Genomic DNA, 23,344 nt, shown 5'->3' on the forward strand with positions numbered 1-23,344 from the left:
TTAGCGAAATTAAGTGAAATTTATTTTTTATAAACCTCTCATGTAACAATAGTTACGTTTAATGTGCTTGTAAGTTCTCATTTTTGACAAAAAACTACAACATGGGAATTTTAAGCACACTATTCGGACAATCTACGAATCAACTGACAGAATATATTGCTAAAGGTGCAATTTATCTAGATGTAAGAACTGAAAGGGAGTTTAATACGAACCATATTAAAAAGTCTTTAAACATACCACTACAAGAATTACTTTATCGCATTGATGAAATTAAGAAAGCTGGCAAACCAGTAATTGTATATTGTGCGAGTGGCGCAAGATCTTCGAGCGCAACTAGATTCCTCAAGCAAAATGGTATTGATGCCATTAATGGTGGAGGAATTTCAAAAGTCAGGAATGCTATTTTTAGCTAATCCTATTTAAATTAAAGTTTTATACCCAAGTTATTAAATCCCTCGATTGAATTAATAGTTTCCTCATTATATTGAAGAGTCATTTTATTCTCATTTCTATTACCGCAATATTTAAAAGTAAATAAAACAATAAGTGTTATTACTACTCCAAATAAAATTTTTCTCATAAACTAATTTATAAAATAAAGTGAATCAAAACTGATAATTTTTAATTCAAATTATATTTCCAAAAATCGTAACTTCAGAAGCTCAAAAATTCTAAAAATGTCAACAGGTAAAATTTCTATTTCATTATTAATTATTTGTTTAATTGCTTGGTCTTGTTCTAAACATAATTCACAAAAAGCAACTATGCTAATTTTTGGAGGAACCATATATACAGTTGATTCATTAGTCACTGTTGAAGCTATTGCAACGAAAGATGATAAAATTATATTTACTGGCAGTCTTGAGGAAGCCGAAGAATTCAAAGGTAAAAACACAAAACTTATAGATTTAAAAGGTAAGACCATGACTCCTGGTTTAATAGAAGGTCATGGTCATTTTATGGGCTTAGGTTATAATGAACTAAACCTTGACCTAATGAATACAACAAGTTATCAAGCTATTGTAGATGCTGTTTCGGACCGTGTAAAATTAGCAAAACCTGGTGAGTGGATTACTGGTAGAGGTTGGCATCAAAGTAAATGGGACAGTATACCTGCAGAAACGGTACATGGATTTCAAACACATCATTTATTGAGTGAGGTTTCTCCTGATAATCCAGTTTATTTGAGACATGCGAGTGGTCATGCTGGTTTTGCTAACGAAAAGGCAATGGAAATAGCAGGTTTAATCAATTTATCAATTGATGGCGTTAAGGTATACGAGGTTGAAGGAGGTGAGGTATTAGTTGACGCATCTGGCAAACCAACTGGCGTATTTAATGAACGTGCTCAGTCTTTGATTACTCAGCACATACCTGAAAGAACTCCAGATTCAGACATTAAGGCCTTTGATTTAGCTGTTGAAGCATGTCATAAAAACGGAATTACCAGCTTTCATGATGCAGGTATCCCAAGAGAAACTATTGAGCTATACAATAAAATGAAGGCTGAAGGCAAAATGGAAACACGCATTTATGGCATGTTAACAGGTTGGGATGAAGATTTATTGAATGAATGGTTTAAAAAAGGAATTATGGTAGATCGGGATAATCTTTTTACCATTAGATCTGTGAAACTCAACTGTGATGGTGCATTAGGATCAAGAGGCGCATGGCTATTAGAGCCATATTCGGACAGACCAAATCACTTTGGTCATGAAACTTTGCCTATGGAGTTTGTAAGGAAAACTGCTCTAAATGGTTTGGAGCACGGCTTTCAAGTCTGCTCGCATGCTATTGGAGACAGAGCGAATCGTGAGATTTTAGATCGCTATGAAATAGCACTTAACAAATATCCTGAGTCTTCAAAAGATCATAGATTTAGAATTGAACACGCCCAACATTTACACCCCGAAGACATACCACGATTTGCAAAATTACGTGTAATCCCTGCAATGCAAGCCGTACATATGTCTTCTGATAGACCATGGGCAATAGATAGACTTGGTGAAAAAAGAATTAAAGACGGTGCATATATGTGGCAAACATTATTGCAAAGTGGTGTTCCAATTGTAAATGGCACAGATGTTCCTGTAGAACCTCTAAATCCTATTGCAAGTTTTTATGCAAGTGTCAGCAGAAAAACCCTGAAAGGTCTACCTGAAGGTGGTTATGAACCTGAACAAAAAATGACACGAGAGCAAGCTTTGAGATCATATACATTAGATGCCGCTTATGGTGCTTTTGAAGAAGATATAAAAGGTTCTATTTCAGTTGGAAAATTGGCTGATTTTACCATTTACAATCAAGATTTAATGACTGTAAATGAAGGAGATATACTAGACACAAAGATTTCAATGACAATTTTTGGAGGTAAAGTAGTTTATGTTTCTTCAAACTAAAAATTGATTTCAATTTGATTGTATGTAGTAGAATGTCGTTAAGATTTAATAGATATGTTCAAAGTTAACGAATGAATGTAATAGTTACCTTATTTCTAAAAACCAAGAGTTTAATTATCCTAAATTTTATGAGAATATAAAAACCCAATTAAACCATTAGTTGGAAATAAAAAACGAAAATAGTGGAGGCTTTATTAAACTTGTTGCATATTTATGTCTGTAGTAGAATAAACTTGACAGTCAAACTCGCTTAAGTAAATTTAACGAGTTAATAATCTCGGAAATTTTTGATAATAGTGGATTAAGGAGGCTCAAAAGATTAGATCCTCACCACGCAAATATTGAAGTATCTGAATCATTTAATATTGACCCTCACTTTAACTTTAATAAGAGAAGAGCTTTAAATAATTATTTCTTTTTCAATTCTAGTTTTTCCGCGAAATAATCGCAAAAATCTTTCATGGTCGCAGTCATTTTTTCATCTTGTGTAGCCCGCATAAATGTATCACTCATTGTAACTAAAGTCTGATGAAAAAATAATTTCATCTCATCAACAGGCATGTCCTTAGTCCATAAGTCTATTTTTAAGGTTTCTTGTGCATTGCTATCCCAAACCGCAAGCATAATTGCCTTCGCCTCTTCATTATCAATACCACCATCCTGTGCCGACCAATTCAGTTTTTCTGGCACACGATTTTCGTCTAACTCTACATTTAGTTCAATTTTACTTTTTAAGGTATTTGCCATTATTTTTTCGGTTTAAATCTTGATTTTCTAAAAATTTCTTCAGGTTCAGTTTGTATAATATCAAATACTGACAATTCAGTCCTATCCGCAAATGCCCTTACTATTTGCCAACCAATATACTGACCCAATCTTCCAGGTGATTCCCTGTCTAATTCTAAATAGAATTTTGAAAAAGGCGCATCCATAATAAAACGTGCCAGTAACTTACTATCAGTACTATACAACAATTCTTTCTCTACAAAATAGCTCCATATTGGGCCTTCATTAGCTTCTGCCCAACTTAACTGCTCTTCAGTGTATCCTATTTTCTCAGCATCTGATTTAAATGGAATCACGATATCCTTAAAGTATAGTAGTTTGCCATAATAAATCATTTCATCTAATAGGGTCTTTTTACCGGATTGATAAACATATTTCTCTGCATAACCATTTGCAATATCTACTGCAATTTGCTCTCTCTTCATATTACTCGCAAGGTATCTTGGAATGTTTTGGTAAAATTCGTGGTCTGCACCTAAAAAATTATCAAGAGCTATTAATGTAATGGAATCAGTAACAATCGTCTTATCTCTGTAGGCCACATCATTTGTTAGAGTAATAACACGTGGTATCTTAAATGTTTTATCGTAATATTTTAAGTGTTGAAAAAGCCCTTTCAGTTCATTTTTCACGACCTTTATATCTGAAAACTTTTTATTAACCTCTAACATTAAACTTTTTCGAAGTGTATCGTTTATTCTCTTCTCCCAAATTGAATCTGGTATTTTTTTTGAAAACAAGAATGGAAATACTTGTTTTAAGTTTGATAAGTCTTTAGAATTGGCATTATAAAACGCTTTATCAAAACGTTCAATGGTGTAATCAATATCAATCTTAGAAATTTCATTTTCAAGGCTTTTATCTTTAGAACAGGATGCTAAAAACAAAGTTGTCATTAAAATAATGCAAAATCGTATTTGTATTTGGTAAAACATTTTTAATCCTAACACGTTTCCGTTATTTTTGTTGTGCAAAGGTACATTTCTTTTATATTAAAATATTCTAAAAATTATGCATACTGAAAAGGTAGTAGATCACATTGTAAATTGGTTAAAGGATTATGCAACAAATGCCAAAGTAAAGGGTTTCGTCGTAGGTATTTCTGGGGGAATCGACTCAGCAACAACATCTACATTATGTGCTAAAACAGGTTTAGATGTATTATGTATTGAAATGCCAATTCATCAAGCTCCAAGTCATGTTAGCAGAGCACAAGAACATATAGCACAGCTTAAAAAACGCTTTCCAAATGTAAAGGATACTCGTGTTGATTTGACACCAGTGTTTGAAGAGTTTAAGACCGAAGTGAGTTTGGATGGTAATCATACCACAGTAGATATGGCTTTAGCCAACACTAGAGCCCGTATGCGGATGACGACTTTGTATTATCATGCAGGCATTTTAGGATTGCTTGTTGCTGGAACAGGTAATAAAGTGGAGGATTTTGGAGTAGGATTCTATACCAAGTATGGTGATGGCGGAGTAGATCTTAGTCCAATTGCGGATTTATTGAAATCTGAAGTCTATGAAATTGGCGAATATTTGGAAGTACCTAATTCCATTATGAAAGCCCCACCAAGTGATGGTTTATTTGGCGATGCGCGCAGTGACGAAGACCAGATTGGTGCTTCTTATCCAGAATTAGAATGGGCTATGAAAATGGATGATGAAGGAAAAACAGCTTCGGATTTTAAAGGGAGACAAAAGAAGGCATTTGAGATTTACAAACGCTTCAATACAATGAACAAACACAAGATGATTCCTATACCAATTTGCGAAATTCCTATTGATTTGCGGTAATTATTGCGTTTTAACGAATAAATTGTATTTTAACTTAAGTTTTTAGTTATTTTTGTTCAATACCTTCTGATATCTTTAGTCTCATCTAGCTCATTTTATTAACATTGCTTTAAACAAGCCTAAAATCAATTATCATGTTAAATATATTGATTGTAGACAGTCATCCCATCGTAAGAACAGGTCTTGATTTGTTTTTAAATAGTAAACCAGATTTTAACGTTGTTGGAACGTTAAATAGTGGCATAGAGATTTTTGAATTCGTTAGACGCAATGATGTTGATATTATCATTTCAGAAATTGATCTGCCAGAATTAAATGGGATTACAGCGCTTAGGGCTATAAAAAAAGAAAATAAAGATGTTAGGGTTTTAATTTTCAGTCATCAGCCTGAAGAAATTTATGCTGTTAGTACCATTAAAGCAGGAGCATCTGGTTATTTAAGTAAATCAGCGAGTGTTGAAGAAATTGAAACTGCCGTGCGAAAGGTAAATGCTGGCGAATTATCATTAAGTGAAAAAATGGATAAACATTTGCACTATGAAGATACTCGTAAGAGCAGAAGCAGGTTGTTTAAAAAATTGTCTACCAGAGAAGTCGAAGTACTAAAACTACTTTCAATAGGCAGAAAAAACAAGGAAATTGCCCAAGAGCTTGATATAAATGAAAAAACTGTAAGTACTTATAAAGCGAGATTATTTAAAAAGTTGAATGTAACTAATATTGTAGATTTAATTCACCAAGCACAACACCATAATCTTACTTCGTAGCGTACCCTCCGATAACCTTACCAAGCTTTCTTGATAATAGCATTTTAAGGCCAACATAATCTTTTACGTCTTCTAAAATTACTCGAGTATCTGACTGTTCTCTTAAAGTATCTTCTTTATATTCTGCAACTTTCTGATCGATTAGATAACAGCGTAGACTTAATATAGTCTGACTCACTAATTGTGATATTGTGTGTTCTTTTTCTTTCGGAATGATATTGTTTCTATGCCAATCATGAAGGTTATATTTTTCGTCCTCCATTAATATACTTGTTATTGTTGAGGCAGAATCCTGATCTAATTGATTAATAAAATCCTTAGTAGAAAATTCGTTCTTTTGATTAAGTTTATCTATAATTGAGTAGTACATTTCCCTAAAACTTTCATTAGAGAACATCATTTCATCTTCTTGAAGATCTAAATATATTTTTTCAAAAACCCGAGTCTCATGGATTGTAGGCTCCATTATTAAATCACCTGAAACCTCATCTTCCTTCAAAACTAAATCTTCAAATTGTTCTGTCCTATCTCCATAAAGCATTAAAATCTCAATAATTTTTCTCTCTAATTCATATTGAACATTTACCTTCTCCTTAACCTGATCCTCATTCCTGACTACTTCAAATGCTTTTTGTTCTTGTTTGTACTTCTTATTGGCTTCTTGTACATCTTTTTTATGTATCTGAGCGAGAGTACTGAACAAAACCTCTTCACTAATATCCATTATCCGAGCACATTCTTGAATATATACTTCACGTTTAATCTGATCTGGTATTTTTGAGATACTATTTACAATTTCACGAATAGTTTCAGCTTTTTTAATTGGATCATTGTCAGACTCCTTGACTAATAAAGATGCTTTAAACTGTATAAAATCCTTAGCGTTTTCAGACAGGTAATTCGAAAGCTCTTCTAAAGTATTGGACTTGGCAAAACTATCTGGATCCTCACCATCTGGGAACGTACAGACCTTTACGTTCATACCTTGCTCCAAAATTAAATCAATACCTCTAATTGAAGCCCTGATACCTGCCGCATCACCATCAAATAAAACGGTTATATTATTAGTAAGTCTGTTAATTAATCTAATTTGTTCTGGTGTTAAGGCCGTACCTGAAGAAGATACTACGTTTTTAATCCCAGTCTGATAAAATTGTATAACATCGGTATAGCCTTCAACTAAGTAACAATTATCTTCTTTAGCAATGGCCTGCTTAGCAAAATATAAACCGTAAAGAATTTTACTCTTATGATATATATCACTTTCAGGAGAATTAAGATATTTTGCTGCCTTTTTATCGTTACCCAAAATTCGGCCACCAAAACCAAGTATCCGACCACTCATACTATGAATTGGGAACATTACCCTTCCCTTGAATCTATCAAATCGTTTTTGATCCTTAACTATGGTAAGGCCTGTTTTTTCCAAAAATTCAATACTGTAACCATTTTTTAAGGCATTATCTGTAAATGCCTGCCACTCATCTAAAGCATATCCAAGTTGAAATTTCTTTATGGTTTCTTCCGTGAAACCACGTTCCTTAAAATAACTTAAACCAATGGCCTGACCCTGATCGGTTTTATGTAATATTTTCTGAAAATAAGTATTTGCAAATTCACTTACTAAGTACAAACTTTCCCGTGTGTCGGCCTTAGCCTTTTCCTCGTCTGTACGCTGGGTCTCCTCTACTTCAATATTATATTTTTTTGCAAGGTATTTAATAGCTTCAGGATACGTAAAATGTTCATGCTCCATTAAAAAGGTAACAGCATTTCCCCCTTTACCGGTAGAGAAATCCTTCCAGATTTGCTTAACTGGTGACACCATAAAACTTGGAGTACGCTCATCACTAAATGGACTTAACCCTTTAAAATTACTACCTGCCTTTTTAAGTTGTACAAAATCACCAATCACTTCTTCTACGCGAGCTGTTTCAAAAACTTGTGATATGGTATTTTGTGAAATCAAATGTTTGTATTTTAGTACGTCTGTAAATTTAAGATAATCTATTTGTTTTGAAAACAGCAGATAGAAACTAATTTGACTTTGTCCCAAAAAACGACGAACTTCGTTTAACTTACATACATTGAATAAAATAGAATCTTATCCAAAATTATAAGCCTTGATAATGAAACAATTTATAACAATAGTATTTTTATTGATTATATTTTTTTCGTGCAATACTGAGATAAAGAATAAGGAAACCCAGATAATCTCAACAAATAAGAAAAAAGAATACATCTCCTTATCACGTGCTCGATACTGTGATCAATTATATGGTTTTTGGCTTGGCCAGAGTATTGCCAATTGGACCGGTCTCGTTACAGAAATGGATAAAATTGGCAATATAGGTGAAATTAAGACTGGTGACTTTTATACAAGAGCAAACTGGGGCAAACAAGATCAACCTAGTATTTGGGGCGAAGGGTTACCTAGTGATATTTCAGATAGCATTGACTTCGTCTTTAAAGATCAATCTGAAATTTGGGGATCGGATGATGATACGGATATAGAATATATGTATCAGTACCTCCTCAATACCAATAACACTTATATTTTATCAGCGCAACAAATACGTGACGGATGGCTAGAACATATTAAAGCTGAGGAGGAAAATTATTTATGGGTGTCAAATCAAAAAGCGTTTGATTTAATGAGGGATGGTTTGCTACCTCCTGAGACCGGCAATCCTTCAAACAATGAACATTATGAAATGATAGATGCGCAATTAACTACTGAGATTTTTGGTCTGTACTCACCTACAAGACCTGATGTTGCAATCAATATAGCTCATTTACCTATTCAGACCACCGCAAGAAATGAAGCAGAAGATATTTCAAAGTTTTATGTTTCAATGTATTCATTGGCATCAAAAAAGAATACAGAAATATCTATGAGTAAGAGAATACATTGGATGGCAAATGAAGCCCGAGCAGTTCTTAATGATAATTCTTATCCAGCAAAGATGTTTGATTACACTCAAAAACTTTATAAATCAGGAATTAAATGGGAACAAACTAGAGATTCAATTTATTATAGATATCAAGTCAAACAACAAGACGGATACGATATAACTTCAAAGAACTTGTATTGTAACGGTTGCTTTGCTTCTGGTATAAACTTTGCAGCAAGCTTAGTAAGTTTATTTTATGGTGAGGGCGATTTAAAACGCACTATAAAGATTGGAACTCTTGCTGGATGGGACTCTGACAATCCTACCGCTACTTGGGGTGGTTTAATTGGTTTTATGATAGGAAAAGATGGAATAGAAAAAACTTTCAAAAGACAATTCTCAAATCGATTTAATATCCACAGAACAAGACAAAACTTCCCAGATAATGGAATTGACACTTTTGAAAATATGGCTAAAAAGGGATTGATAATAGTTGACAGAGTTGTAAAAGAAGAATTGGGCGGAACAATTAATAAAGAAGAAAATACCTGGGTAATTCCACAAAGATTCGAGGATTAAATCAATTCAAAAAAAACATGAATAGAAAGTTGTTTTAAATGAATTATCTACAGACAAACAACAAGTAATTTAATAAAATGAAATATTCTAGACTCATAGCTATTACTATATACTTAGTACTAAACTTCTCGAGCTGTTTTGCTCAAACCAAAATTATGTCTTATAATATACGATATGATACTCCAAATGATGGAGAGAACTGGTGGGATCTCCGTAAAAATGGAGTCATGAAACTATTAAAATACTATAGCCCAGACTTTATTGGTATTCAAGAAGCAATGCCAAATCAATTAAAATTTATTGCTGACCATCTTGGTCGATATAAGTTTATCGGTCATGGCAGGGATGGGTTAGACACTGACAGCGAAGGATGTCCTATTTTTTATAACAATTCTAAGTATGAATTAATAGATAAAAAGATTTTTTGGCTATCTAGTACTCCTGATAGGGTTTCTAAAGGCTGGGATGCTGACCTAAATAGGATTGTTGTTTACGGAAAATTCAAATCAAAATCAACAAAACAAATTATTTATGTTTTTAACACTCACTTTGATCACAAAGGAGAAAATGCACGTTTAAAATCTGCAGATTTAATAATTGATTATATCAGAAAAAATCAATTGACAAATAAAAGAATAGTTTTAATGGGAGACCTTAATTGCCTTCCTTCAGAATCCCCTATTAAATTTCTAGAAAAAGAGTTTAAATTGAGTTCCAAAATAGAGGATTCCTCCGCTTATGGTCCTATTGGTACTTTTAATGGATTCGATACTACAAAACCTGTTAGCAAAAAAATAGACTATATACTTACTAAGAATATAAAGGTGAAAAGCTATCGATGCATAGATGATAGAAGAGCTGACAATTTACACTTATCTGATCATTTCCCATTATTAATTAAGTTTTAAATCCTTATCATTATAATATAGAATTTGACACTATCCCAACTTATTCAATTGACGCGTAAAACTTCAAAAGAAAAAGCCTTAATCTTAATATAGATCAAGGCTTAAAATTTAAAATATTGTTTGATTTAATCCATGTCAAATCTTAACCCAAGGGAAATGGTGTTCTGATCGAATGTCTGATCCTTAAACAAAGGGTTTAAATCGTACTTAACATATAAGGCTGTACCACCCCAAGCTAAATAACCGCTAAGCCCATAAACAAATTCACTTACTTCAAAACCTCCTTTTTGCTTATCTTTTACGCGTTCTCCACCCTCCTTATACTTAAGTTTTTGTCTGCTACCAATATTAAGACCTGCATAACCTCCAAGCCCAATCTTTAATTGATTACGTGTTGAATATCTAAAGTAGTTGTCTCTTTCTATCTTTTTTGATGGACCTAATTCTAAATGGAGTGGAAATACTAAATTAGTAGTTCGGAATTTGGCCTTATCTAAATCTATAGAAAATTCTTGTAGTTCAATCTGGTCATTGTTATTTACCAAAAACATATTATCCTTCAAATCAAACTTATTCCATTGAAAAGAAAATCCGTATTTAACCCTCCAGAAATTTGTATTGACAAACAATCTCGTTTTCCAAGCGTAGCCCAGTTCCACAAATCCTGAACCACCAAGTTTATATGGCGAATCGTTAAGGCTTTGCCCATCGATTAATGCATTATTAAAACCAATAGCAAATACAATATCTTCAGTAGTTCTTCTGTCATATTTTCTTGGTTTATCATCGTGCTTTTTACCTATGTAAATAAAACTCTCACTGGTATTGTCATCACCACCAATTCTGATTATAGTCTGGTCGTCTTCAGATCCCGGCATACTTGCTTGATAAACTTTTTCAGTTCTTTGATAAATGGCTATCTGCTTATCAATTATAGCCAACTTATCTGCAATATTTGCTGCTCTCTTTGCAGCCGCCTCTTTCTTTAGATTCTCTGCTTGCTCTGCTGTTATCTCACCAGAGTCTAACTGTTGATTTATTTTTTCAATGTCTTCTTTTAGATATTCGCGTTCTTGCTTTTCTACATTTTCTTTTTGCTTTTTCAGCTTTTCTATTTGTTCATTTTTATATGTTTGACTTGCCAATTCTGGTTCCATTGAGTCTATATTAACACTGTCGATCTCTTTGGTTTGACCATATGATATTATACATATACCTAATATTAATAATGGGATAAAAATTCTTGTAATTGTATTCATAACTGTTCGATTTTTGATGATTATAATTGTTTAATTTGATTCTCTTTTAATTGTTACGCTGCGCAACTGCAGTTTTTACCGTCTCATAGCTATCCTTTAGCGCTTCAAATACACGACTTCTAAAAGACTGCCCCATATCATCTTGCACTTCTTCTAGTAAAGCATTCGCATCCACTATTTTACTAGATCCTTTAATTAGTTTGTTTGTTTTGAGTTGTTTGCTAGCTAATTTTAATAACGAGTCTACTTCTCTATCAAGTTGTATGGTGCTTGTTTCCTTAATGTTCTCAATTACTTCTGCCACTGCTGTTTTATCAATCTCTGGAATTTTAATGATGTTTTGGTTATTGTCATCTTTATGACTCTCTAATTCCAGATTTTTGACTTCTACCTTTTTTGTATTAGAAACCAACTTTGTTTTAGGCTCAGATTTATTTTCAACTAGTTGCCTAATATCACTATTAATAATAGAATTTTCTATTTTTTCTTCTACCTGTATTTGATCTTTAGGTGAAACTTTCTCATTAACTAATTGGTTATTTTCTTTGTTAATTAGAATAGCATCTTCATTCTTCTTAATCTCATTTGAATCTTCATTTACAATTTCTGGCGAAACCTTAATAACCTCGTCCTTGTTAAAAACCTGGATTGTTATAGCAATCATAATAACTAACATAGCCGCAATACTTAACCACCAATAGATAGGTCTTTTAAATTTCTTGTCGTCAGCATCTAATCTGTCAGATAGATAGGCCCAACCGTCTGACGATGGTGTTAAGGTGCGCTTTTCAAGCTTTTCCTTTAATTGTTCTTCAAATTTAATTGGTGCCATAACTATTGTTATTTAATTCTTTAATCTTTTGTTGTAAAATCTTTCTTGCTTTGAATAATTGTGATTTAGATGTCCCTTCTGAAATATTCAATAATTCTGCAATTTCATAATGTTTATATCCTTCAATGGCATACATTACAAATACCATCTTATATCCTTCTGGCAAACTATCTATTACTTGCTGTATCTCTGCAACTTCAATATTTGTTTTTATGTTATTAGAGTAATCCTTCTCTATATAGCTATCCTCTGCAACAAACTCAATATTTTTTTTAGTACGAAGAAACGAAATGGCCTCCCTAACCATAATTCGTCTAATCCAACCTTCAAAACTACCTTCATTCTTAAATGATTTAAGATGTTTAAAAACCTTAAAGAAACCATTAAGCATTACCTCTTCCGCTTGATGTACATCCTTAATGTAGTATCTACATACACTAAGCATTTTTGGAGCATGTAGTTCATACAACAAATGCTGTGCTTCTCTATTGTTTTTTGAAGCCTTTTTTATGAGTTTAGATTCGTTTTTATGAAGTTGTATAACTTTCATGTTGGTTTTTACGATTGCTCTTATATTATAAAAGACGCAATAGTTATACAAATGGTTGCTTGAAAGTAAAAAAAGATTGAGAATTTATTATTAACTACTGATTATCAGTAGTATGAAAATTATTTTTTTCTGTCAATTACATACTCGACCATTAGCTTTAGGGACGCTTTGTATGGTGAATCAGGATAACTATCCAATAATAACAGTGCTTCTTCTTGAAAACTTTTCATTTTTTTAATAGCATATTCTAGTCCACCATTTTCTTTCACAAAGGTTATAACCTGTTTCACCCTCTTCTTGTCTTTATTGTAATTTTTAACAGAATTGATAAGCCATGCCTTGTCTTTTTTATTACAAATGTTTAGCACGTGTATTAATGGCAATGTCATTTTTTGCTCTTTAATATCAATTCCCGTTGGTTTACCTATTTTTTCTCCACCATAATCAAAGAGGTCGTCCTTTATTTGAAAAGCCATTCCAATAAGTTCACCAAATTTTCTCATGGTTTCAACTTGAGGAGTATTTGGTTTAACAGAGGCGGCTCCCAAACTGCAACAAGCTGCAATCAAGGTTGCTGTTTTTTGCCTTATTATATGGTAATAAACCTCCTCTGTGATATCTAATTGTCTCGTCTTTTCAATCTGTAATAGTTCGCCCTCACTCATTTCTCTAACTGCAACTGAAATAATTTTTAAAAGATCAAAATCATTATTATCTATAGAAAGTAATAAGCCTTTTGATAATAAATAATCTCCAATGAGGACAGCAATTTTATTTTTCCAAAGTGCATTGATGGAAAAGAAACCACGTCTTCTGTCACTATCATCTACAACATCATCATGTACCAATGTAGCCGTATGGATAAGCTCAATTACAGACGCTCCACGATATGTACGTTCACTAACCCTACCATTATTTAGCATTTTAGCAACAAGGAATACAAACATGGGCCGCATTTGTTTTCCTTTTCTGTTTACTACGTAGTGGGTAATTCTATTGAGTAGTGCAACTTTACTAGCCATAGATAGCCTAAACTTCTGCTCAAAAAGCTCCATTTCATAGGCTATAGGTTGCTTTATTTGTTCTGTGATTTTCATTTAAATAATTAAAAACTTCTTTTTTATCAAATCTAAAATTATACGTTCTACTAAGATTGTAAAATTACAAATTACCACACGCTTAATAGTTAAAATTATCATTATTAAAGATTTAACTTTTACTTTATTGAATAATTTGTAATTTAGTTTCTATTAATTAATCCTTATTATTATATGAAAAACATTACTTTATTATTCACATTGGTCTTTTCTGTGAGTCTAATGTTTGGACAAACTGTTCTAACCGAGGATTTTGAATCAGGAACCACTATTCCTGCAGATTGGACAAATCTTGATATAGCCGGGAATGGCGAGATATGGACAATAGAATCTGGCGGTGAAGCCGTACTTGCTGGTGCAGGTAATACTTTAATTTATTCGGCTGGAGGGGCAACAGGAAATTATGCTACTTTCGATAGTGATGACTATGGTAATAACGGCACCGCTGAAAATGCCGCTTTAGAAAGTCCAGTATTCAACTGTTCTGCACTAACATCAGTTACTTTAGCTTATAATCATTTGTTTGCGGGAAATTTTGGTGGTAGTGGTTTTGTGGAAGTTTTTGACGGGACTAATTGGGTTGGTGTGGCAAATTACTCTGCAGATAATTATGCAGGTGGAGCCATAAACCTTGATGTAACGAACGAATTAGCAGGTGTTGCAAATGCTCAGGTCAGATTTAGATGGACAGGTGATTGGTCAGTTGCTTGGTATGTTGATAATGTTTCTGTTTTTCAATGTCCTGTTAGTGCACCAGATCAAGTAACTATGGCAACGACACCAGCAAATGGAGCTACTGGTGTAGAAATAAATTATGGTACAACTAATAATATTAATCCATTTGAATGGATGGCTGCGACCACTGGTGATCCTGCAGATAGTTTTAATCTCTCATTAGGTTCAACACCTTCTGGTGATGATATTGGAACACTTAATGGTTTTGATAGTGGCGGAGGAATTAACTTTGCATGGCAACCAAACACCACATATTTCTGGTATGTCACAGCTGTTAATTGTGCGGGTTCAACTCAAGGACCTGTCTGGAGCTTTACAACCTCTGCTTGTACTGAAACTTCAGCTCCGGTGGCGACAAGTTCACCTAGCCCTGCTGACATGGCTACAGATGTTGCTGTAAATGTAGACGGGAATAGAGTTTATTTTTCGTGGGGTACAGGGGCAGCAGGTACAGATTACACCTTAAATTTAGGCACTACAAATCCTCCAACACAAGCATTTAACAATTTTGAAAACGGTGACCCTATTACGGGATTAGCCCTAGACACAACATATTTTTGGAGTGTGGATTCAGTAAATTGTTTTGGAACAACAGTTGGACCTGTATGGAGTTTTACAACAAATGAAGCTTTATCTGTGGTAGAGGAAGAAATTGAAGTTTTCAGCGTATCACCAAATCCAGTTAGTGATATATTAAACATTAAGTCAGTAAATGAAATTGATAGTGTTTTAGTATATGACCTATTAGGTAAACAAGTAGCAAACTTTAACAACAATAATATTGACAATAAAAGCGTAAATTTGTCGAGTTTACCTCAAGGATTATATTTAGTTAAAATTACGTCTGGAGATAAATCCCAAACGATTAAAGTTGCTAAAAAATAATAACTGTACATAAAATAAAAAAGCGACTTTTAAAGTCGCTTTTTTTATGTCTTATTTGCTAGCTGGCCACAAGCTGCATCAATATCCTTACCTCTGCTACGCCTTACAGTTACGGTAATATTATTCTTCTCTAAAATATCTACATACATATCAATTGCTTTTGAGTCTGCCTGCTGAAACTCACCATCATCAATTGGATTGTATTCTATTAAATTTACCTTGCTTGGTGCAAATTTGCAAAACTCTACCAAAGCATCTACATCCTTTCTCTTATCATTGATGCCATCCCAAACCACATATTCATACGTTATTCTATTCTTGGTTTTAGCATACCAATATTGCAGTGCTTCTCTTAAATCATTTAAAGGAAAAGTTGCATTAAAAGGCATTATCGACGTACGCACATCATCAATTGCAGAATGTAGCGATACTGCCAGTTTAAATTTAACTTCATCGTCCGCCATTTTTTTAATCATTTTTGGTACTCCAGAAGTAGATACAACAATACGTTTTGGGGACATACCTAAACCTTCAGGAGAGGTAATTTTATCAATTGCTTTGAGGACATTATTATAATTCATCAGTGGTTCACCCATACCCATGAAAACAATATTACTCAAAGGTCTGTTAAAGTATAGCCTACTTTCATTATCAATTGCAACAACTTGGTCATAAATTTCATCCGGATTAAGATTGCGCATACGTTTTAACCTTGCCGTTGCACAAAATTTACAGTCTAAACTACATCCTACCTGAGAAGACACACAAGCTGTAGTACGACTTGGTGTAGGTATTAAAACAGATTCCACTATTAAGTCATCATGAAGGCGTACTGCATTTTTTATAGTCCCATCAGAACTGCGTTGCATCTGATCTACTTTAATATGATTAATAACAAAATTATCTTGAAGCATCTCGCGAGTCTTCAAAGAAATATTTGTCATATCTTCAAAATTATGAGCAGACTTTTGCCATAACCATTCATAGACCTGATTGCCACGAAAAGCTTTATCGCCCTGCTTGACAAAAAAATCTCTTAACTGGTCTTTCGTTAACGCACGTATGTCCTTTTTCTTTATTTCCATTTATGATGCAAAAGTAATTAATTGTAATCTGGTTTTAACGTAAATAAAAAAAGCCTCTAAAAGAGGCTTTAAATTGAATATTGTATCACTAGATAATTAGCATCGCATCTCCGTAAGAGTAAAATCTATACTTTTCTTTTACCGCTTCATCATATGCCTTTTTTATAAAGTCGTGACCAGCAAATGCAGAAACCATCATTAATAAAGTAGATTTTGGTGTATGGAAATTTGTAATCATACTGTTTGCTATACTAAAATCATAAGGTGGGAAAATGAATTTATTTGTCCATCCTTCATAAGGATTTAATCTTCCGCTTGAAGAAACCGAACTCTCAATGGTTCTCATAGATGTTGTACCAACTGCACACACACGCTTCTTATTCTCTATTCCTCTATTAACAATTGTCGCCGATCTTTCATCAATGGAAATTTCCTCACTATCCATTTTGTGCTTAGATAAATCCTCAACCTCTACTGGATTAAACGTACCTAGACCAACATGCAATGTGACCTCAGCCATATCAACACCTTTGATCTCCAATCGCTTTAACAGGTGTTTTGAAAAATGCAACCCTGCTGTTGGTGCTGCTACTGCACCTTCATTCTTGGCAAATATGGTTTGATAGCGCTCTTCATCTTCTGGCTCAACATCTCTCTTAATGTATTTTGGTAGTGGAGTCTGACCTAATTCATTAAGTTTTCTTCTAAAGTCCATATAAGACCCGTCATATAGAAAACGTAATGTTCTACCTCTCGAAGTAGTATTATCTATTACTTCAGCAACTAGACTTTCATCTTCACCAAAATAGAGTTTATTACCTATTCTAATTTTACGTGCAGGATCCACCAATACATCCCATAAGCGTTGATCTTGGTTTAATTCTCTTAAAAGAAAAACTTCGATGCGCGCACCAGTTTTTTCCTTATTACCAAATAAACGAGCCGGAAATACTTTTGTATTATTAAGTATCATCACATCACCTTCATCAAAATAATCAATAATATCTTTGAAAAGCTTATGCTCTATTGTCTGCTTCTCTCTATTAAGTACCATTAGTCTTGATTCATCTCTATGCTCTGCTGGATGCTCTGCTAATAATTCTTCGGGAAGGTCAAAATTGAAGTGTGATAATTTCATAAATTAAGTCTTGTTTTTTTGAAGTTGCAAATATACAATCTCAAAATAGGCCTTGTCAAGTAATTACTTACTTATTTTAAATTAAAGCCGAGAGTTTTTAAATCTTCCCAAAATTGAGGATAGGACTTGCTAACTACATGAGCATCTTTAACCTTTAAAGAAGTTTTCAGGCCTAACGGCGCAAAGGCCATGGCCATCCTATGATCATTGTAAGTAGCAATTTCAACATCACTGAAAATTTTAGTTGATGGTTTTAAATGCAACGTTGCTTCCGTAATTACTACTTCAGCACCCAATTTTTCAAGCTCTACCTTGAGGGCTACTAAACGATCTGTTTCCTTGATTTTAAGGGTATGAAGACCAGATAAGAAACACTCTAACCCAAGTCCGAATGCCGTAACTGAAATCGTCTGTGCAATATCTGGTGCGTTACTAAGGTCTAATTCAATTTTTGAGTCGCTTGCCACCGCAGAGGTTTTTTTAATTGCAACCGTATTACCATCGAATTGCGTTTCAACACCAAATTGATTGTAAATATCTGCTAATACAAAATCGCCTTGTAAGGAACTTTTCTTATAAGACGATAAAGCCACTTCGGTGCCAATTTCACTTAAGGCAACAATACTGTAATAATACGAAGCTGATGACCAATCTGATTCTACCGTGATTTCTTTATTTTCAGGTTCAGATAATTTTGGTTTAACCGTAATAATATTATCCTCAAACTTTGTTTCTATTCCAATTTCATTTAACAAAGCAAGGGTCATTTTAATGTACGGTACTGAAGTGATCTTACCTTTTAATGTGAGTTTTAGGCCATTTTTGAGCTTAGATGCAATTAACAATAATGCAGAAATATATTGACTGCTCACATTTGCCTCTAGACTCACTTTGTTTTTATTGAGTTTTTTGCCACTGATTTTAATTGGAGGATATCCTATGTTTTCAAGGTAACTTATTTTAGCACCAAGGGTTTCCAGCGCATCAACAAGAATTTTTATTGGCCGTTCCTTCATACGAGAAGAACCTGTTAAAATGGTTTCTCTATTTTCTTTGGTTGAAAAATACGCGGTTAAAAATCGCATTGCAGTGCCAGCATGATGGATATCAATAACCTCTTCATTTGATTTTAGTGCCTTTTGCATTAAGACTGAATCGTCTGAGTTTGAGAGGTTCTTTATCATTAAAAAAGGATATAGAGCCTGAAGCAATAGCAACCTATTAGACTCACTTTTGGAACCAGTAATTTCAATTGATGATTTACGAGCAATTGACGATTTAGAAATTTGAATATCCATATTAAAAGAAATTCCCACTTAAGCGGGAACAAAATTACTTTAATTTATCATTATTATGGTGCCTATCGTGATCTCGTTTTGCTTTTTTATCCATTTTTCTGTCAAAAGCTTCTTGTAGGTCAATACCTGTTTGATTAGCTAAGCATAAAACTACAAATACCACATCGGCAAGTTCTTCGCCTAAGTCCTTGTCTTTATCTGTTTCTTTTTCGCTTTGTTCTCCATATCGTCTAGCAATTATACGTGCTACTTCACCAACTTCCTCAGTCAGTTGGGCCATATTGGTAAGCTCGTTAAAATATCTCACTCCGTGTTCCTTGATCCAATTATCAACTTCTAATTGGGCGTTCTGAATATTCATATTTTATTCTCTATTTTTTGAATCAATAATTATTGTAACAGGTCCATCATTTACAAGATGTACTTTCATATCTGCTCCAAACTCTCCGGTTTGAATAGGTTTATCTGTATCTGTATTTAATCTTTCCACAAACTTTTCATACAAAGGTATGGCAATATCTGGTTTGGCAGCCTTTATATAACTTGGTCTATTACCCTTTTTTGTACTAGCGTGTAATGTAAATTGACTAACCACAATAATATCGCCATCAGCATCTAAAACAGAGGTATTCATAACACCCTTTTCATCTGGAAAAATCCTAAGATTCACTATTTTTTTACACAACCAATCAATATCTTCCACACTATCCTCATTTACAACACCTAACAAAACCAATAATCCATTACGAATTGAAGCAACCTTCTTATTTTGTATTATAACAGAAGCTTCTGAAACTCTTTGAACAACTACCCTCATAAATTATCCCAATTATCGGTTCTGTAATTCTCTTCTTCTCCTTCTAAAATCTGAAGATAACTCTTATATCGAGAATACGACACTTCATCGTTTTCTAAGGCCTCTTTCACTGCACATTTTGGCTCTTTTAAATGCAAACAGTTATTGAATTTACAGTCTTGTTTTAATGCAAAAAATTCAGGGAAATAATCTCCGACTTCCTCTGGATCCATGTCAACCACACCGAATCCTTTAATTCCAGGAGTGTCAATAATCTTAGCATCAAAACTAAGGTCGAACATTTCCGCAAATGTAGTTGTGTGTTGGCCTTGCATGTGTTGCTGTGAAATTTTCTTCGTTTTTAAATCTAAAGAGGGTTCAATAGTATTTACCAGAGTTGATTTTCCAACACCGGAATGACCACTAAACATACTCACTTTATTAACCATCAGGACTTTGACCTTATCGACATTCTCTGTTGTTGTCGCAGAAATACCAATACACTCGTAACCAATTTTACGGTATAAAGAAGCTAAATATTTTACTTCCAATAGCTCTTCCTCATCATAAGTATCAATTTTATTGAATAATAGAATAGTTTTTACGGCATAAGCTTCTGCTGTAACTAAAAAACGATCGATAAAACTTGTAAACGTCTGAGGATTATTAAGTGTTATTAAGAGAAACACCTGATCTATGTTTGAGGCAATTATATGGGTTTGTTTAGAAAGATTAACTGATTTACGAATAATATAGTTTTTTCTTTCTTCTATTCGGTTAATTACTCCTGTATCCTCGTTATTTTTAGTCTCTAATTCAAATTGCACAATATCGCCAACCGCAATTGGGTTTGTACTTTTAATTTCGGTAATTCTAAAACGGCCTTTTATTCTGCATTGGTAAAACTTACCATTTCTGGTTTTAACTGTATACCAGCTTCCTGTAGATTTATAAACCGTTCCGACCATTGTTATTATTAATCATAACAAAGAAACAACAATTACGGAAAAAAGTCTTTAATTTTAAGCCTAAACTAAATTATGTATTATGAAACAAAAAAATTTAATTATTGGCTTACTCCTCGTTGGATTCATTTCGTTTTCGTTTATCAACAATGAAAAATCTTATGCTGAAGTTGAGTATAAAGTTGTGACGAGTGTTGAATCTATTGTACCAAATGGTTTAGGTAGGTCAAGATTAATTTCGTCTAATGTTACTAGAGACTATAGTGAATTCACTTCTGAACGTTCTAGCAATAAAGACGAAGATGGCAGAAACAAGTCTAAACGTAGTGAAATTCGCGTTAAGGATTTTGAAGAAACAAAGCTATTGAACTTTTTCAACCTTGGTGGAATTAGATTTCAAAACATTGTGGCCAATGACGCTGTAATAAGCTCAAAACTCATTACTATGGCTAAAGATGGCTGGGAACTCGCATTTGTAACCAGTAGCTCCGAAAGCGATGCTGGAAAAGGTGACGGACAGGGAATATTTGTTACTCGATATATATTTAAGCGTATTGCTCAATAATATTAAAAAGGCTCGCGTCTGCGAGCCTTTTATTTTAGTATTATTAATGATTAATAATTTCTTTTTGATGGTTGATTGATTCTTGGTGTATTGCTTTGAACATACGCAATACAAATTCTTCACTAAGATTCTTTTCCTCACCTTCTAAAATCATTTTGCCTAGGATTTCGTTCCAACGTTTAGATTGTAATACGGCCACGTTGTGGTCCTTTTTCAATTGACCAATTGCATCTGCAACTTGCATACGCTTGCCCAATATTTCTATTAATTGATGGTCAATAACATCAATCTTGGTTCTAAGTGTATTGATCTTATTGTTAAAAACGGCATCATCATCTGTTTCTTTTCTTATCCTTAAATCTTCTGTGTACTGAATAAGCACTTCAGGTGTAATTTGCTGTGCAGCATCACTCCAAGCATTATCGGGATCGTGATGCGATTCAATCATTAATCCATCATAATTTAAGTCTAAAGCTGTCTGACTAAGATCAAAAATGATATCACGTCTACCTGCAATATGTGATGGATCTAAAATTAATGGTAAATCAGGAAAACGGTTTTGTAAATCTACCGCGATTTGCCATTCTGGGTTGTTTCTATAACGTGTTTTTTCGTAAGTAGAGAATCCTCTATGAATTACACCCAGGTTTTTCACATCCGCTGTATAAAAACGCTCTACTGCTCCCAACCATAATGATAAATCTGGGTTTACTGGGTTTTTAATTAAAACAGGTTTATCTGTTCCTTTTAATGCTTCTGCAATCTCTTGTACTATAAAAGGACTTACAGTAGTTCTAGCACCAATCCATAGGATATCTACGTCATGTTTTAAAGCAAGCTCCACATGGTTTGGGTTAGCAACCTCAGTTGTAATCATCATTCCAGTTTCCTGCTTAGCTTTTTGAAGCCATTTTAATCCTAGGGCACCTACACCTTCAAAATTTCCTGGACGCGTTCTTGGTTTCCAAATTCCTGCTCTATATACGGTGGCATCACTATCCTTTAATTGATGAGCAATGTTTAATACTTGTTGTTCTGTTTCCGCACTACATGGTCCTGCTATAACTAGTGGATGATCTAAGTTAAAAGCGTCTAACCAATTCCTTAATTCTTTCTTGTTTTCCATTTTGTTGTTAATCTCTTCTTCTAGATTTTATTTTATTCCGTTTAATATGTGTTGTATATGGTTTGTTTCTTCCATTTCTTTATATACTGCCTCAAAGTCTTCATCTTCCATTAGCTTTTTAAAGTGCTTTAGATTTGAAATATATTCTTCTAGGGTTTCAATTACATTGGTTTTGTTCTGTTCAAAAATTGGTGTCCACATAGCAGGTGAACTTTTTGCCAATCGCACAGTACTTTCAAATCCGCTGCCTGCCATATCAAAAATATCTCTTTCGTTCTTCTCTTTTTCAATTACTGTTTTACCTAACATAAAAGAACTTATATGAGATAAATGTGATACGTATGCGATATGCTTATCATGTGCTTTAGGATTCATATAGCGAATTCTCATACCTAAATCTGAAAATAAATTCAGGGCTTTTTCCTGTAACTTAAACGCTGTGTCCTCTACTTCGCAAATGATATTTGTTTTATTTTTATATAGTCCTTTAATGGCCGCCTTAGGTCCAGAAAACTCAGTACCCGCAATTGGATGTGCTGCTAAATAATTTCTGCGTTTAGGATGATTCTTTACCTCTAAACAAATATCCTCTTTTGTAGAACCGGCATCAAAAACAATAGTTTCATCTGAAATATTATCTAAGACTTCTGGCAATACTTTAATAGTGGTATCAACCGGAATTGCTAATACTGCCATTTCCGCATTTTTCAATTCTGTAATAGTAGCTTTTTTATCTATTACGCCTAATTCTAATGCCTGTTGAATATGAACTTCATTATTGTCTATACCATAAACAGTACAATTTGGGTACAGCGCCTTAATATCTAAAGCAAAACTTCCTCCAATTAACCCAACTCCTATGACATAAAAATTATTCATA

The 23,344-nt window shown here is 33.6% G+C and carries 24 protein-coding genes; 8 read left to right on the forward strand and 16 right to left on the reverse strand.

The window, feature by feature from the left end; all coding sequences use genetic code 11:
* The first annotated feature begins 101 nt into the window (after positions 1-101).
* The gene (locus tag DUZ96_RS01395; protein WP_114299741.1) at positions 102-413 is read left to right on the forward strand and encodes a rhodanese-like domain-containing protein; all 312 of its coding nucleotides are present in this window, start codon (positions 102-104) and stop codon (positions 411-413) included.
* An 11-nt stretch (positions 414-424) separates the two neighbouring features.
* Here DUZ96_RS01395 and DUZ96_RS12860 read toward each other — a convergent pair whose 3' ends face one another.
* Positions 425-580: a hypothetical protein gene (locus tag DUZ96_RS12860; protein ID WP_181855212.1), complete on the reverse strand. Its 156-nt coding sequence runs from the start codon at positions 578-580 to the stop codon at positions 425-427.
* A gap of 97 nt (positions 581-677) precedes the next feature.
* On the opposite strand from DUZ96_RS12860, the gene DUZ96_RS01400 reads away from it, so the two are divergent.
* Entirely contained in the window at positions 678-2,399 is a 1,722-nt protein-coding gene (locus DUZ96_RS01400) for an amidohydrolase (protein ID WP_114299743.1), read from the forward strand.
* Positions 2,400-2,807: 408 nt separating this feature from the next.
* On the opposite strand, the gene gldC is transcribed toward DUZ96_RS01400, so the two are convergent.
* Entirely contained in the window at positions 2,808-3,146 is a 339-nt protein-coding gene (gldC, locus tag DUZ96_RS01405) for a gliding motility protein GldC (protein ID WP_114299745.1), read from the reverse strand.
* Positions 3,146-4,081 (reverse strand): gliding motility lipoprotein GldB, encoded by a 936-nt coding sequence (gene gldB, locus DUZ96_RS01410; RefSeq protein WP_258774287.1) that lies wholly within the window; start codon positions 4,079-4,081, stop codon positions 3,146-3,148. The genes gldC and gldB overlap by 1 nt, the downstream gene beginning before the upstream one ends.
* 115 nt (positions 4,082-4,196) lie before the next feature.
* Here gldB and nadE point away from each other — a divergent pair, with 115 nt between their 5' ends.
* Positions 4,197-4,985, forward strand: a complete 789-nt coding sequence (gene nadE / locus DUZ96_RS01415; protein WP_114299749.1) for an NAD(+) synthase — start codon at positions 4,197-4,199, stop codon at positions 4,983-4,985.
* Between the two features lie 134 nt (positions 4,986-5,119).
* On the forward strand, positions 5,120-5,752 hold the full coding sequence (locus tag DUZ96_RS01420; protein ID WP_114299751.1) for a response regulator transcription factor: 633 nt from the start codon (positions 5,120-5,122) through the stop codon (positions 5,750-5,752).
* Here the strand turns inward: DUZ96_RS01420 and dnaG are convergent.
* Positions 5,742-7,721, reverse strand: a complete 1,980-nt coding sequence (dnaG, locus tag DUZ96_RS01425; protein ID WP_114299752.1) for a DNA primase — start codon at positions 7,719-7,721, stop codon at positions 5,742-5,744. The genes DUZ96_RS01420 and dnaG overlap by 11 nt on opposite strands.
* A 160-nt stretch (positions 7,722-7,881) precedes the next feature.
* Between dnaG and DUZ96_RS01430 the strand changes: the two genes are divergently transcribed.
* Positions 7,882-9,225 carry an ADP-ribosylglycohydrolase family protein gene (locus DUZ96_RS01430; protein ID WP_114299754.1) on the forward strand — a complete coding sequence of 448 codons (1,344 nt, stop codon included), beginning with the start codon at positions 7,882-7,884 and terminating at the stop codon, positions 9,223-9,225.
* Between the two features lie 155 nt (positions 9,226-9,380).
* A complete protein-coding gene (locus DUZ96_RS01435; protein ID WP_181855209.1) occupies positions 9,381-10,133 on the forward strand; it encodes an endonuclease/exonuclease/phosphatase family protein in 753 nt (250 codons plus the stop codon).
* 125 nt (positions 10,134-10,258) lie between these two features.
* Here DUZ96_RS01435 and DUZ96_RS01440 read toward each other — a convergent pair whose 3' ends face one another.
* The 4 genes from DUZ96_RS01440 to DUZ96_RS01455 all read right to left on the reverse strand — a co-directional run bounded on the left by DUZ96_RS01440 (position 10,259) and on the right by DUZ96_RS01455 (position 13,871).
* Positions 10,259-11,392, reverse strand: coding sequence for a hypothetical protein (locus DUZ96_RS01440; RefSeq protein ID WP_114299758.1), 1,134 nt, complete (start codon positions 11,390-11,392; stop codon positions 10,259-10,261).
* Between the two features lie 46 nt (positions 11,393-11,438).
* Positions 11,439-12,224, reverse strand: coding sequence for a hypothetical protein (locus tag DUZ96_RS01445; protein ID WP_114299760.1), 786 nt, complete (start codon positions 12,222-12,224; stop codon positions 11,439-11,441).
* The gene (locus tag DUZ96_RS01450; RefSeq protein WP_114299762.1) at positions 12,211-12,774 is read right to left on the reverse strand and encodes an RNA polymerase sigma factor; all 564 of its coding nucleotides are present in this window, start codon (positions 12,772-12,774) and stop codon (positions 12,211-12,213) included. Before DUZ96_RS01450 ends, DUZ96_RS01445 begins: the two co-directional genes overlap by 14 nt.
* Before the next feature lie 119 nt (positions 12,775-12,893).
* Positions 12,894-13,871: a polyprenyl synthetase family protein gene (locus tag DUZ96_RS01455; RefSeq protein WP_114299764.1), complete on the reverse strand. Its 978-nt coding sequence runs from the start codon at positions 13,869-13,871 to the stop codon at positions 12,894-12,896.
* A 174-nt stretch (positions 13,872-14,045) separates the two neighbouring features.
* Between DUZ96_RS01455 and DUZ96_RS01460 the strand changes: the two genes are divergently transcribed.
* Positions 14,046-15,491 (forward strand): T9SS type A sorting domain-containing protein, encoded by a 1,446-nt coding sequence (locus tag DUZ96_RS01460; protein ID WP_114299766.1) that lies wholly within the window; start codon positions 14,046-14,048, stop codon positions 15,489-15,491.
* Between the two features lie 44 nt (positions 15,492-15,535).
* On the opposite strand, the gene rlmN is transcribed toward DUZ96_RS01460, so the two are convergent.
* The 6 genes from rlmN to rsgA all read right to left on the reverse strand — a co-directional run bounded on the left by rlmN (position 15,536) and on the right by rsgA (position 20,776).
* Complete coding sequence (gene rlmN, locus DUZ96_RS01465; RefSeq protein WP_114299768.1) at positions 15,536-16,576, reverse strand: 23S rRNA (adenine(2503)-C(2))-methyltransferase RlmN; 1,041 nt, start codon at positions 16,574-16,576, stop codon at positions 15,536-15,538.
* An 88-nt stretch (positions 16,577-16,664) separates the two neighbouring features.
* Entirely contained in the window at positions 16,665-17,714 is a 1,050-nt protein-coding gene (gene queA, locus DUZ96_RS01470) for a tRNA preQ1(34) S-adenosylmethionine ribosyltransferase-isomerase QueA (protein ID WP_114299770.1), read from the reverse strand.
* Positions 17,715-17,785: 71 nt separating this feature from the next.
* Positions 17,786-19,012, reverse strand: coding sequence for a 3-phosphoshikimate 1-carboxyvinyltransferase (locus DUZ96_RS01475; RefSeq protein WP_114299772.1), 1,227 nt, complete (start codon positions 19,010-19,012; stop codon positions 17,786-17,788).
* Between the two features lie 34 nt (positions 19,013-19,046).
* Positions 19,047-19,373 carry a nucleotide pyrophosphohydrolase gene (locus DUZ96_RS01480; protein ID WP_114299774.1) on the reverse strand — a complete coding sequence of 109 codons (327 nt, stop codon included), beginning with the start codon at positions 19,371-19,373 and terminating at the stop codon, positions 19,047-19,049.
* A 3-nt stretch (positions 19,374-19,376) separates the two neighbouring features.
* Positions 19,377-19,829, reverse strand: coding sequence for a D-aminoacyl-tRNA deacylase (dtd, locus tag DUZ96_RS01485; RefSeq protein WP_114299776.1), 453 nt, complete (start codon positions 19,827-19,829; stop codon positions 19,377-19,379).
* Positions 19,826-20,776: a ribosome small subunit-dependent GTPase A gene (gene rsgA, locus DUZ96_RS01490; protein ID WP_114299778.1), complete on the reverse strand. Its 951-nt coding sequence runs from the start codon at positions 20,774-20,776 to the stop codon at positions 19,826-19,828. The genes dtd and rsgA overlap by 4 nt, the downstream gene beginning before the upstream one ends.
* 79 nt (positions 20,777-20,855) lie before the next feature.
* Here rsgA and DUZ96_RS01495 point away from each other — a divergent pair, with 79 nt between their 5' ends.
* Entirely contained in the window at positions 20,856-21,338 is a 483-nt protein-coding gene (locus tag DUZ96_RS01495) for a hypothetical protein (protein WP_114299780.1), read from the forward strand.
* Positions 21,339-21,381: 43 nt separating this feature from the next.
* On the opposite strand, the gene DUZ96_RS01500 is transcribed toward DUZ96_RS01495, so the two are convergent.
* Together DUZ96_RS01500 and DUZ96_RS01505 are read right to left on the reverse strand one after the other, a co-directional pair.
* Positions 21,382-22,464: a bifunctional 3-deoxy-7-phosphoheptulonate synthase/chorismate mutase type II gene (locus DUZ96_RS01500; protein WP_114299782.1), complete on the reverse strand. Its 1,083-nt coding sequence runs from the start codon at positions 22,462-22,464 to the stop codon at positions 21,382-21,384.
* A 27-nt stretch (positions 22,465-22,491) separates the two neighbouring features.
* On the reverse strand, positions 22,492-23,343 hold the full coding sequence (locus DUZ96_RS01505; RefSeq protein WP_114299784.1) for a prephenate dehydrogenase: 852 nt from the start codon (positions 23,341-23,343) through the stop codon (positions 22,492-22,494).
* Position 23,344: the final 1 nt, after the last annotated feature.

The organism is Winogradskyella sp. KYW1333 (assembly GCF_003335675.1).
In the GTDB taxonomy this organism is placed as follows: Bacteria; Bacteroidota; Bacteroidia; order Flavobacteriales; family Flavobacteriaceae; genus Winogradskyella.